Origin of the sequence: Flavobacterium sp. (assembly GCF_041392085.1) — a bacterium.
Classification (GTDB): domain Bacteria; phylum Bacteroidota; class Bacteroidia; order Flavobacteriales; family Flavobacteriaceae; genus Flavobacterium.
The window spans coordinates 167664-179437 of sequence record NZ_JAWKMW010000004.1; the positions used below are offsets into that span (position 1 = coordinate 167664).

Below are 11774 nucleotides of genomic sequence, written 5' to 3' on the forward strand. Positions count from 1 at the left end.
TTACTCTTCTTTTAAACTAAAAAACAACCATTCAATAGCTTTCGGAAATTCATCACTCCAATAGACTTCATTGTGCTTACCAAATTCGTTGATGCTTAATCGTACTTTCATTTTATCTTCTAACGATTTTCGTTTTAATAATCGCTTTTTAAAGTTTTTAACATGATCTATCATTGTAGCACTTTCATCTCCGCCGGCATACAAATAAATACGCGTTTCTTGTGGCTCGTCCATATCTAAAAAAGATAATTTTATTTTAGGTACCACCCATAATGAGGGTGAAAATATCATCAACTTCCCAAATACTTCCGGATACATGATGCCGCTAAAAATACTCACTAACCCACCCATTGAACTTCCCCCTATTCCGGTGTGCTCTCGTTCGGGTTTAGTTCGGAAATTGGCATCTACAAATGGTTTTAATGTATCGGTTAGAAAGCGAATGTATTTTTTTCCTTGTCCGGCACCTAAAACTGTATTACCTACGTTGTATTCTATTATTCGTTCATTATCTGCATGTTCCACAGCAACAACTATAATTTTACCGATTTTATATTCGGCCATTACAGCAAGTTTTTTGTCAATTTCCCAATTACCATATTGGGCTTTTTCATTGAATAAATTTTGAGCATCCTGCAAATACATCACCGGATAATGCTCGTTAGACGTCTCATAGTCATGTGGTAACAACGCCCAAACTTTTCGGGTTTTATTTAGCTGTGGAATTTCAAACTCCTTGGAAATTAAATGAACTTTTGGTAAAAAATTAGGTTTAAAAGGCAACCAATTGTGTCGCCATTTGGCCACATGCTCTTTTCTAACCCCGGAATGTTGTTTACAGGAACGGTTTTCGGTTCGGTTTCCATATTTGTCGATTTCAACCTCGCTCCAATCACCACGGGTAAACTTGTACAACAATTCTTCAGGATACACAAAATCATGAGTAAATTTGTAATGATACAAACCTTTAGCCACTTTTTCCATTTGAAAGCCTTTATCCTGCGTAATCCATTGATTAAAATTTCCCGAAATATATACCGGACGATCATCATCTTCATCGGTGGTTAGCAAGATATTCAGTTGAGGCTCAATTATTTCTTTATCTGGTTGGTGCGATAGCGTATTTTCTTCCGGCTTCATAGTACGAGTCAATTCGTATGCAAAAAAATTTAATGAGTAAATATAGGCCTTTCCACTCATGATAAAAAATTTTTTTTCAGGTTGATGCATTTATGAAAGAATGAAAAGTAAAGCCTCATTTTATTCACAATTATCAAATTTATGTACAAAATATCACCTCAAAATCGCATTATTTTTAATACATTAGCCACTTCAAATTTTACAAATATTACACATGAAAAATACAGCATTAACGCATATTCACGAAAGTTTAGGAGCAAAAATGGTTCCGTTTGCCGGATTCAATATGCCGGTACAATACGAAGGAGTAACCGCAGAACATGAAACTGTACGCAATAGCGTAGGCGTTTTTGATGTTTCGCACATGGGTGAATTTTTGTTGTCCGGCCCCAATGCCTTGGCTTTAATTCAAAAAGTGACTTCTAATGATGCGTCAACGTTAACCATAGGTAGAGCACAATATTCTTGTTTACCCAATGCAGAAGGCGGTATTGTAGATGATTTGATTGTGTATCGCATGAAAGAGGAACAATATCTATTGGTCGTAAATGCTTCCAACATTGAGAAAGATTGGAATTGGATTTCGTCCCACAATGATTTAGGTGTGGACATGAAAAACCTTTCAGATGACTATTCTCTATTGGCTATTCAAGGTCCGAAAGCGGTTGAAGCCATGCAATCGTTGACATCTATTGATTTGTCCGAAATTAAATACTATCATTTTGAAGTGGCTGATTTTGCCGGAATCGAACATGTAATCATTTCTGCAACCGGTTATACCGGCTCGGGCGGATTTGAAATTTATTGTAAAAATTCAGAAGTTGAGCACATCTGGAACAAAGTATTTGAAGCCGGAGCCCCCTTCGGTATCAAACCAATCGGATTAGCTGCCAGAGATACATTGCGTTTAGAAATGGGCTTTTGTTTGTATGGAAACGACATCAATGACACCACTTCGCCTTTAGAAGCAGGCTTAGGTTGGATTACCAAATTCACCAAAGAATTCACAAATTCTGAAAATTTGAAAAAACAAAAAGAAGAAGGTGTAACCAAAAAATTAGTCGGTTTTGAATTGTTGGAAAGAGGAATTCCACGTCACGATTACGAAATCGTAGATGCCGATGGAAACAACATTGGAATTGTAACATCCGGTACAATGGCTCCTACTGTTGGAAAAGGAATCGGAATGGGGTATGTGAAAACTCAATTTGCTGATGTTGATTCTGAAATCTACATTCAAATCAGAAATAACAAAGTAAAAGCAAAGGTTGTAAAAATGCCGTTTTATAAGAAGTAAAACATTTTGAAATAACGGTTTAAGTATTATTTTTGCATCATAATTTTGAACAACGAAAACAGAATATAGAAATTAACAGAAATGGGAAGAGCATTTGAATTTAGAAAAGCACGAAAAATGAAGCGTTGGTCAGCGATGGCCAAAACATTTACCAGAATTGGTAAAGACATCGTAATGGCTGTAAAAGAAGGAGGTCCGAATCCGGAAACCAATTCCCGCTTACGAGCTGTTATTCAGAATGCCAAAGCGGCCAACATGCCGAAAGACAATGTGGAAAGAGCAATTAAAAAAGCATCAGACAAAGACACAGCCAATTTTAAAGAGGTTTTGTTTGAAGGATATGCTCCGCACGGAATCGCCATTTTGATTGAAACAGCCACTGACAATAACAACAGAACAGTAGCCAACATCAGAAGTTATTTCAACAAATGTAACGGAACGTTAGGAACACAAGGTTCAGTAGAATTTATGTTTGATCATACTTGCAATTTCAGAATTCCGGCTGACGGACAAAATGTAGAAGAATTAGAATTAGAAATGATAGATTTTGGTGTAGAAGAAATTTTTGCCGATGAAGACGGAATTCTAATGTATGCTCCCTTTGAAAGTTTTGGTGCAATTCAAAAAGAATTGGAAAACAGAAACATCGAGATTTTATCGTCCGGATTCGAGAGAATTCCGCAAATCACCAAAGAAGTAACTGCCGAACAAATGGCAGATGTAGAAAAGCTATTGGAAAAAATTGAAGAAGACGATGATGTGATGAATGTGTATCACACGATGCAGGAATAAAAACAAAAAAACTCTCTTGAAAAAGGGAGTTTTTTTTATGCATTAATATTATTCCTCTTCCCTATTCTGAAATTTCGCTCGCTTACTTCCTTCATAAATATCATATTTTAACAATCTCGCTTCTAATTTTCCGTTGAATAATTTGATTTTTCGGGAAGGTTTTAATCCCACAAATTTCAACGCTTCTAGATTAGCTGTGATGAACCAAGCTTGTGTGTTGGGATAACCTTGTTTAAACGTATCGCCAATTTCTCTATAAAAACGTTCCATATCAATATCCAAACGTTCACCATACGGCGGATTGAAAACCATGTGAAGTGGACCTTCGGTTTGCTTTTCGGTTACAAAAAAGTCTTTCTGTTCAATCGTAACATAATCATCCAAATTAGCATTCTGAATGTTGTCTTGAGCTTTTCGAACAGCACTTGGAGCTTTATCAAAACCTTTAATCGTATAATGAAATTCTCTGGTTTTCTTCATCAAACTATCAATAATTTGGTCGAATAAATCATTATCCCAATCATTCCATTTTTCAAAGGCAAACTCTTTTCGGTTGATATTGGCAGGAATATTACAAGCAATCATGGCTGCTTCGGCTAAAATCGTTCCACTTCCGCACATTGGATCGAGAAAATGAGAGGTTCCATCCCAACCGGATAATAATAACATCCCGGCTGCCAGCACTTCGTTTATTGGTGCAATATTCGTAGCTGAACGATAGCCTCTATGATGTAAAGAATCTCCTGAAGTATCTAATGAAACCGTACATTGATCACGGTCTAAATGAATGTGTATTCGCAAATCCGGAAAATCTTTATCAATACTCGGACGAACACCGGTTTTTTCACGAAATTGATCTACAATCGCATCTTTTGTTTTTAAAGCAACGAATTGTGAGTTGTTAAAAGCTTCGGAATATAACGTAACATCAACTACAAAAGTTTGTTTTTCGTTCATAAACTCACTCCAATTAACACTTGAAATACCATCATATAAACTTCTTTCATTGAATACTTTAAATCCTTTTATTGGTTTTAAAATTTTAAGAGCCGTACGCAACGATAAATTGGCTTTATACATAAAACCTTTGTCGCCGGAAAAAGTGACAACTCGTGTTCCGGTTTTCACATCTTGACCACCCAATTGCTGCACTTCTTTGGCTAAAATCTCTTCAAAACCAAAAAAGGTTTTGGCTACCATCTTAAAATTCTTTTCCATGACTGTTTAAATCTGTAAAACTTGGCAAAAATACACTAAATTTGCACGTTCTTAAAGCATCTAACCAATTAATGTCAGAATCTAAACAACCTATTTCCAATAATCCATCACCAATCACCGATAATTGGTATGCCTCTTGGTTTGACACGCCCTATTATCACATTCTTTACAAAGACCGAGATTATGATGAAGCTCAGGTTTTTATGGATAATTTAACTGAATATTTGAATTTACCTGAAGAAGCCAAGATTCTTGATTTAGCTTGTGGAAAAGGCCGACATTCAATCTATTTGAATCAATTGGGTTATGATGTAACGGGAGCCGATTTATCTGAAAACAGTATAAAAGAAGCTGCAAAATCATCCAATGAAAAATTGAATTTTGTGGTTCATGACATGCGGATTTCATTCGAAGAAAAGTTTGATGCTATTTTCAATTTATTTACCAGTTTTGGCTATTTTGGGGATGACGCCGATAATTTAATCACATTAAAGGCCATTCGAGACAGTTTGACCGAATATGGATTTGCCGTAATTGATTTTATGAATGTAGATTTTGTGTTAGAAAATTTAATTCCTGAAGAAACGAAAACCGTTGATGGTATTGATTTTCATATAAAACGATATGAAAAGGACAACCACATTTATAAAGAAATTTCATTTTCGGATAAAGGAAAAGCGTTTCATTTTACCGAAAAAGTGCAAGCACTTCGATTAGCGGATTTTGAAAAAATGATGGAGGAAGCCGGAATTTATTTACTGGATGTTTTTGGCGATTATAAACTCCGAAAATTCTACAAAACACAATCTGAACGTTTAATTTTGATTTTTAAATAATGCAGTATATCATCACTTTTTCGGCTGTAATTTTAGGTTTTTTTATTGCTTTGTTTTTAAAACCTCAAAAGAAAAAAAACATTAAATTATTATTGGCTTTTAGTGGAGCTTTTTTGCTTTCGTTGACAGTTCTGCATTTATTGCCTGAATTATTTGAAGATGCTCATCATGTTCACGATGGCGAATATGTGGATTCAATTATTCCGGTTGGAGTTTTTATCATGATTGGGATTTTGTTCCAAATTGTATTAGAATTTTTTTCCAAAGGAGCCGAACACGGTCACGTTCACGTGCATACTGATGAAAACAATGAGGTACATCAAATTCCATGGTTATTATTTATCAGTTTATGTATTCACGCGTTGTTAGAAGGATTCCCAATTCACGAAAACACTAATTTAGCTTATGGAATTGCGGTGCATCACTTCCCTATTGCAATTATTCTAACGCTATTTTTTGTAAATGCCAAGATGAACAAATGGATGGTTTTTGCTTTTATGTTTGCATTTGCTTTGATGACGCCGCTTGGAACTTTACTCGCAGAACAATTGCATTTTGCACAACATTATTCCAAAGAAATTTCAGCCATTGTAGTGGGTATTTTGTTTCATATTTCTTCCACCATTATTTTTGAAAGTAATGAGGACCACAAATTTAATTTAGCGAAAATCACGATGATTGTTTTGGGATTTTTATTGGCGTTTTTGATGGAAATGGGGCATTCTCATTAAGGTTTTCTGTTGTCTGTTGTCGGTTTTCTGATTTGGGATGACCTTATACTTCATCATTATCATCAAAAAAATCAGATTCTCAGCTTTTCAGCAGCTCAGCAACTCAGTAACTTTTTTTAAGTCTTTTCAACTTTGGCAACATTTAAAATTCACTTATCTTTGAGTGAAAATTAAAAACATGTCTTTTAACAAAACTACCGAAGAATCCTCTCACTACGAACATCTGGAAAAGATGTCGGTTTCTGAACTATTAGAGAACATTAATAACGAAGATAAAACCGTTCCATTAGCGGTTGAAAAAGCATTGCCACAAATTGAAAAAACCGTTCAAAAAGTAGTTAGTCAATTGAAAAACGGTGGACGTCTTTTTTATATTGGTGCCGGAACTTCGGGACGATTAGGCGTGGTCGATGCTTCAGAATGTCCGCCAACGTTCGGAGTTCCATTTGATTTGGTCGTAGGAATTATTGCCGGTGGCGACAAAGCCATTCGAAGAGCGGTTGAATTTGCAGAAGATGATACTGAACAAGCTTGGAAAGATTTATCGGAATTCAACATCAATCAAAATGATTTTGTAATTGGAATCGCTGCTTCCGGAACTACGCCGTATGTGATTGGTGGTTTGGAAAAGTGTAATCAAAATAACATTCCAACCGGTTGTATTACGTGCAACGAAGGGAGTCCGCTTGCACACGTTTCACAATTTCCGATTGAAGTGGTCGTTGGACCCGAATTTGTCACCGGAAGTTCACGTATGAAAGCCGGTACGGCTCAAAAGTTAGTTTTAAACATGATTTCAACCGCCACAATGATTCAACTTGGAAAAGTGAAAGGCAATAAAATGGTGGATATGCAATTGAGTAACAATAAATTAGTGAATCGTGGCATTCGTATGATTATGAGCGAAATACCTGTGAGTTATGAAGAAGCAGGAATTTTGTTAGAGAAATTTGGTAGTGTGCGAAAAGCGGTAGAAAGTTATCTGTCGTAGTAATCAACCTCAGAAACTCAGTCTCTCAGAACCTTAGCAACTAAAATATGGACAACAAAGAACTCCTATTCAAAGGATTAAAATACAGTATCGGTGCTATTCCCTTGATGTTTTTGGGACCAATTCTCATTCATAATTCGTTTATGAATAAACACACTTGGGTTCATTATATCGTTTTAGGTGTTGGCATTTTTATTTGTTTAACTTCTGTAACTCTCATGTTTAGAGGTATTAAAACAATCATAAAAAGTTTATTTGATGGAAACGAAAACTAATTACCTCGAAAGTGTGAAAAAACAATTTCTCTACTATAAAACCTTGGGAGAAAAAGCGATGGAACAATTGGAACCGGAGCAACTTTTTATTTCTGTGAATGAAGACACAAATTCAATTGCGGTTATTGTAAACCATTTGATGGGAAATATGCTTTCGCGATGGACCGACTTTCTCACCACCGATGGCGAAAAAGAGTGGCGAAATCGGGATGCAGAATTTGAAGAAATTATCCAAACCAAACCTGAACTTTTAGCTCATTGGGAAAAAGGTTGGCACTGTTTATTTGATGCGTTAAATAGTTTACAACCGGAACAACTAAACGAAATCATCTATATTCGAAACGAAGGTCATACCGTTTTAGAAGCTATCAACCGTCAATTGGCTCATTATCCTTATCATATTGGGCAAATCGTCTTTTATGCCAAAATGGTAAAGAAAACCGAATGGAAAAGTTTATCCATTCCTAAAAATAAATCAAACAATTATAATGCAGATAAATTTTCTAAAGAAAAAAGCATTAAGAATTTTACTGATGATGAATTAAAAAAATTACAATGAAAAAACTACTTCCACTCCTTAGTATATTATTAATTTCTTGCTACCAACAAGAAAGAAATTGCACCGATTTTAAAACCGGAAAATTTCAATTTGAACAAGAAATTGATGGTAAAAAAGAGATTTCAATTTTTGAACGAAATGATACCTTACAAATAGAAACCTTTCGTGGAAAAACTGATTCTTCTTCTGTACGATGGATAAATGATTGCGAATTTGTGTTGCAAAAACTTCATCCAAAAGGAATGAAAGAAAAAAAAGCCATTCATATGAAAATTTTAACTACAACAGAAAAAAACTATACATTTGAATATTCTTTTGTTGGTGAATCTGCCAAACAAAAAGGCATTGTAACAAAAGTAGATTAGATTCGTATAATCATCATTAATCAAACCAAACAGTATGGAAGTATTTGCAAATCCCGATGCATGGGTTGCTCTTTTAACCTTAACATTTTTAGAGATTGTTCTTGGTATCGACAACATCATTTTTATCTCCATTGTAACCGGAAAATTACCCGAAGAAAAACGCAAAAAAGCCACTCGATTAGGTTTATTTTTAGCTATGTTTATGCGTATTGCTTTGCTTTTCGGTATTACTATTTTGATAGCCATGAAAGCTCCTTGGTTCACCATAGATTGGGGTTGGTTTAGTGGTAGCTTCACTGGTCAAGCCATGGTGTTATTTGTCGGCGGATTGTTTCTTATTTATAAAAGCACTAAAGAAATTCACGAAAAAGTAGACCATAAAGGCGATGAAGAAAAAGAGTTAAAAACATCTGCGGCCAAATCGTTTGGTAATGTGATTTTTCAAATTCTTTTGATTGACTTAATTTTTTCTGTGGATAGTATTTTGACTGCGGTTGGAATGACAAACGGCATTGAAGGTGCTTTGTATATTATGGTAACTGCAGTTGTAATATCTGTAGGCGTAATGATGCTTTTTGCTGTTCCGGTTGGAAATTTTGTAAACGCCAATCCATCGATTCAAATACTTGGCTTGGCTTTCTTAATCTTAATCGGATTTATGTTGATTACAGAAAGTATGCACTTATCTAATGCGGAATTAGCCGGACAACATGTGGGAGCCGTGCCTAAAGGTTATCTCTATTTTGCTATTGCATTTTCTTTGGCTGTAGAATTTCTTAATATGAAAATGCGTAAGAAAAACGGACAATCTTAAAATAGAATTAATTAGTATAATAAAAAGAGGTTCTCAACAAAAACTACTTTTTTTGTGAGAACCTAATTATTATATTTTATATAAAAAAACTACTCCAAACTCAACGTTATCTGTCCATCATCATCCAACTCCGTTTGAATATCATCAGAAACATTATCTTCTCCTGAAACTTCCATTTCTTCCGGAGCTTCTTCTTCCGGTTCTTCAAAAGGGAGCGGTTCTAACAAATTGATTTGTTTTACTTTATCAGTTGTTAATTGATTTCCAAGAGCTTTAATTCCTTTTACCGAAATAAATTGTTCCAAATCGACAATTTGATTGTCTTTTTGAACGCCTTTTACTTTGGTAAAAATAACTTCGGCAACCGGACGCCAATCGGTAGAAACAATCTCCAATTGTGACTTTTCGTGTTCGGAAATGAAAATCTCTTCTTTGTTCTCATTCTCCACCAAAAATCGTTTTACGTAATAACGTTCTTTATCTCCATCAAAATAAATAGCGGAAATTGGCTTCTTAGGGTTCCATTTTTCCAAGACCACCATGTCTTCGTCAAAATGGGTGGTTAATTCAGGAATAATTGTTTTCAATTTTCCGGATTGGTTGACAATCAACAAGCGGTCATTCGGACGAAATTCTCCTAGCAATTCACCCCTACCATCCACATTCAAGCGTTGAACAGTATCATCAAACCACACTTTTCTGGGACGCAATGTGGAAATTCCTTTTTCTTTTAATTCAATTTTTTTAATTGGGTATTTGGTAACCGTATTTCCGCGTGATGCACGTCCTTTGATGGCAATATCTGCAAAATCAACATCCCATTTCAATTTTTTTACACTTCCAACTTGACGTAACAAAATCGTTACCACTTCTGCTTCACCATTTGGATTTGCCGAGAAGTAAGAAACCATAGAACCTGGTTTTTCTTGAGTTAAATCATAGAATTTGTCTCTCGTAACCCCTGAAACATTAAATCGTTTGATAAAAGTAGTACCATTTTTGCCATCGCGATACATCATATTGTAGATGGTACGTTTATCATTTTTATCAAAAATGGCTATGTGAATAATGTCTTTACCTATAAATTTTTTATCATCCACTTTTGTCACCATCATTTTACCATCGCGTAAAAAAACAATTACATCATCAATATCGGAACAATCGGCCACATATTCGTCTTTTTTGAGTCCGGTCCCAATAAAACCTTCTTCTTTATTGACATATAATTTGGTATTTCGCAAAACCACTTTGGTGGCTTCAATCGTATCAAAACTACGAAGTTCGGTTTGGCGTTCTCTGCCCTTTCCGTACTTTTCTTTAAGTTTCGTAAAGAAATCAATCGTGTAGTCAATGATGTTGGCTAAATGATGCTTCACTTGTTCCATTTCAGCTTCCAATTTGGCTATTGCATCATCAGCTTTATCCGAGTCGAAACGTGTGATTCGAATCATTGGTATTTGCGTTAACTTCTGTAAATCATCATCGTTAATTTCCCGCATCAATTGTTTTTTAAACGGCTCAAAACGATCGTACATATAAGCATATAATGATTCCCTATCGCTGTACAATTTGAAATCAATGTACATTTCTTCCCGAATGAATATTTTTTCTAATGTTGAAAAATGCCATTTGTTTTCGAGTTCATCCAACTGAATTTCCAATTCACGTTTGAGCAATTCAACCGTACGATGAGTCGAAATTCTCAACATATCGGAAACCCCTATGAACAAAGGTTTATGATTTTCAATCACACACCCTAATGGAGCCACCGAAGTTTCGCAGGCAGTAAAGGCATACAAGGCATCAATTGTTTTATCCGGAGAAACGCCAGGTGGAAGATGAATTAGAATTTCAACCTCTGCTGCCGTATTGTCTTCAATTTTTTTGATTTTTATCTTCCCTTTTTCATTGGCTTTTAGAATGCTGTCAATCAACGTACCGGTATTGGTAGAAAACGGGATTTGTGTAATCACCAACGTTTGTTTGTCCAGTTGCGAAATCTTGGCACGCACTCGCACACGACCGCCTCTCATTCCATCGTTGTAATTGGAAACATCAGCAATTCCTGCCGTTGGGAAATCAGGATACAAGGTAAACGGTTTATTTTTCAAAACCTTAATCGAACAATCAATCAATTCGTTGAAATTGTGTGGTAATACTTTCGTGGATAAACCAACAGCAATTCCTTCAGCACCTTGTGCCAACAGCAATGGAAACTTCACTGGAAGATTGATAGGCTCAGCACGACGACCATCATACGACAATCCCCATTCTGTAATTTTAGGAGAAAATAAGATGTCTTGAGCTAATTTTGATAAACGAGCCTCAATGTAACGAGATGCAGCGGCTCCATCACCGGTTAGGATATTACCCCAGTTTCCTTGCATATCAATCAACAAATCCTTTTGACCGATTTGCACCATCGCATCGCCAATACTTGCATCTCCGTGTGGATGGTACTGCATGGTATGTCCTACGATATTGGCTACTTTGTTGTAACGTCCATCGTCCAATTCTTTCATGGAGTGCATGATACGGCGTTGTACGGGTTTAAAACCGTCTTCAATAGCCGGAACGGCACGTTCCAAAATTACATAGGAAGCGTAATCGAGAAACCAATCCTTGTACATTCCTGTAACTTTGGTAATGGTATCTTCAGACTTTTCGTTATTTTCGTAAAAATTTTTTCCCGCTGACATACGAACATCTTCAAATCCCTCTTGTGGTGAGGCATTACTCATGTCTTCATTGTCTTC

General features: G+C 35.7%; 12 protein-coding genes. 9 read left to right on the plus strand and 3 right to left on the minus strand.

The features are described from left to right. Positions 1 to 1200 (minus strand): alpha/beta hydrolase, encoded by a 1200-nt coding sequence (locus tag R2782_RS00775; RefSeq protein ID WP_371266148.1) that lies wholly within the window; start codon positions 1198 to 1200, stop codon positions 1 to 3. A 154-nt stretch (positions 1201 to 1354) separates the two neighbouring features. On the opposite strand from R2782_RS00775, the gene gcvT reads away from it, so the two are divergent. Both gcvT and R2782_RS00785 read left to right on the plus strand, forming a co-directional pair. Then, complete coding sequence (gcvT, locus tag R2782_RS00780) at positions 1355 to 2437, plus strand: glycine cleavage system aminomethyltransferase GcvT (RefSeq protein ID WP_371266150.1); 1083 nt, start codon at positions 1355 to 1357, stop codon at positions 2435 to 2437. An 81-nt stretch (positions 2438 to 2518) separates the two neighbouring features. Beyond that, positions 2519 to 3229 carry a YebC/PmpR family DNA-binding transcriptional regulator gene (locus tag R2782_RS00785; protein WP_371266151.1) on the plus strand — a complete coding sequence of 237 codons (711 nt, stop codon included), beginning with the start codon at positions 2519 to 2521 and terminating at the stop codon, positions 3227 to 3229. A 48-nt stretch (positions 3230 to 3277) separates the two neighbouring features. Here the strand turns inward: R2782_RS00785 and R2782_RS00790 are convergent, their stop codons facing one another. Next, a complete protein-coding gene (locus R2782_RS00790) occupies positions 3278 to 4447 on the minus strand; it encodes a class I SAM-dependent RNA methyltransferase (protein WP_371266152.1) in 1170 nt (389 codons plus the stop codon). Between the two features lie 71 nt (positions 4448 to 4518). Between R2782_RS00790 and R2782_RS00795 the strand changes: the two genes are divergently transcribed. The 7 genes from R2782_RS00795 (at position 4519) to R2782_RS00825 (ending at position 9018) form a co-directional block, all read left to right on the plus strand. After that, positions 4519 to 5283, plus strand: a complete 765-nt coding sequence (locus R2782_RS00795) for a class I SAM-dependent methyltransferase (RefSeq protein ID WP_371266153.1) — start codon at positions 4519 to 4521, stop codon at positions 5281 to 5283. Next, a complete protein-coding gene (locus R2782_RS00800) occupies positions 5283 to 6014 on the plus strand; it encodes a ZIP family metal transporter (protein ID WP_371266154.1) in 732 nt (243 codons plus the stop codon). Before R2782_RS00795 ends, R2782_RS00800 begins: the two co-directional genes overlap by 1 nt. A 178-nt stretch (positions 6015 to 6192) precedes the next feature. Further along, complete coding sequence (gene murQ, locus R2782_RS00805; RefSeq protein ID WP_371266155.1) at positions 6193 to 7005, plus strand: N-acetylmuramic acid 6-phosphate etherase; 813 nt, start codon at positions 6193 to 6195, stop codon at positions 7003 to 7005. A 47-nt stretch (positions 7006 to 7052) separates the two neighbouring features. Continuing rightward, complete coding sequence (locus R2782_RS00810; protein WP_371266156.1) at positions 7053 to 7280, plus strand: DUF6095 family protein; 228 nt, start codon at positions 7053 to 7055, stop codon at positions 7278 to 7280. Next, the gene (locus R2782_RS00815) at positions 7264 to 7839 is read left to right on the plus strand and encodes a DUF1572 domain-containing protein (protein WP_371266158.1); all 576 of its coding nucleotides are present in this window, start codon (positions 7264 to 7266) and stop codon (positions 7837 to 7839) included. Before R2782_RS00810 ends, R2782_RS00815 begins: the two co-directional genes overlap by 17 nt. Next, positions 7836 to 8204, plus strand: coding sequence for a DNA topoisomerase IV (locus tag R2782_RS00820; protein WP_371266159.1), 369 nt, complete (start codon positions 7836 to 7838; stop codon positions 8202 to 8204). The genes R2782_RS00815 and R2782_RS00820 overlap by 4 nt, the downstream gene beginning before the upstream one ends. A 34-nt stretch (positions 8205 to 8238) precedes the next feature. Then, positions 8239 to 9018 carry a TerC family protein gene (locus R2782_RS00825; RefSeq protein ID WP_371266160.1) on the plus strand — a complete coding sequence of 260 codons (780 nt, stop codon included), beginning with the start codon at positions 8239 to 8241 and terminating at the stop codon, positions 9016 to 9018. 89 nt (positions 9019 to 9107) lie between these two features. Here R2782_RS00825 and R2782_RS00830 read toward each other — a convergent pair whose 3' ends face one another. After that, positions 9108 to 11759, minus strand: coding sequence for a DNA gyrase/topoisomerase IV subunit A (locus R2782_RS00830; protein ID WP_371266582.1), 2652 nt, complete (start codon positions 11757 to 11759; stop codon positions 9108 to 9110). Between the last annotated feature and the right edge of the window lie 15 nt (positions 11760 to 11774).

Excerpts from the sequence above, each read along its gene's own strand:
- R2782_RS00775 (WP_371266148.1), bottom strand. The coding sequence starts at position 1,200 with ATGAGTGGAAAGGCCTATATTTACTCATTAAATTTTTTTGCATACGAA.
- gcvT (WP_371266150.1), top strand. The coding sequence starts at position 1,355 with ATGAAAAATACAGCATTAACGCATATTCACGAAAGTTTAGGAGCAAAA.
- R2782_RS00785 (WP_371266151.1), top strand. The coding sequence starts at position 2,519 with ATGGGAAGAGCATTTGAATTTAGAAAAGCACGAAAAATGAAGCGTTGG.
- R2782_RS00790 (WP_371266152.1), bottom strand. The coding sequence starts at position 4,447 with ATGGAAAAGAATTTTAAGATGGTAGCCAAAACCTTTTTTGGTTTTGAA.
- R2782_RS00795 (WP_371266153.1), top strand. The coding sequence starts at position 4,519 with ATGTCAGAATCTAAACAACCTATTTCCAATAATCCATCACCAATCACC.
- R2782_RS00800 (WP_371266154.1), top strand. The coding sequence starts at position 5,283 with ATGCAGTATATCATCACTTTTTCGGCTGTAATTTTAGGTTTTTTTATT.
- murQ (WP_371266155.1), top strand. The coding sequence starts at position 6,193 with ATGTCTTTTAACAAAACTACCGAAGAATCCTCTCACTACGAACATCTG.
- R2782_RS00810 (WP_371266156.1), top strand. The coding sequence starts at position 7,053 with ATGGACAACAAAGAACTCCTATTCAAAGGATTAAAATACAGTATCGGT.
- R2782_RS00815 (WP_371266158.1), top strand. The coding sequence starts at position 7,264 with ATGGAAACGAAAACTAATTACCTCGAAAGTGTGAAAAAACAATTTCTC.
- R2782_RS00820 (WP_371266159.1), top strand. The coding sequence starts at position 7,836 with ATGAAAAAACTACTTCCACTCCTTAGTATATTATTAATTTCTTGCTAC.
- R2782_RS00825 (WP_371266160.1), top strand. The coding sequence starts at position 8,239 with ATGGAAGTATTTGCAAATCCCGATGCATGGGTTGCTCTTTTAACCTTA.
- R2782_RS00830 (WP_371266582.1), bottom strand. The coding sequence starts at position 11,759 with ATGAGTAATGCCTCACCACAAGAGGGATTTGAAGATGTTCGTATGTCA.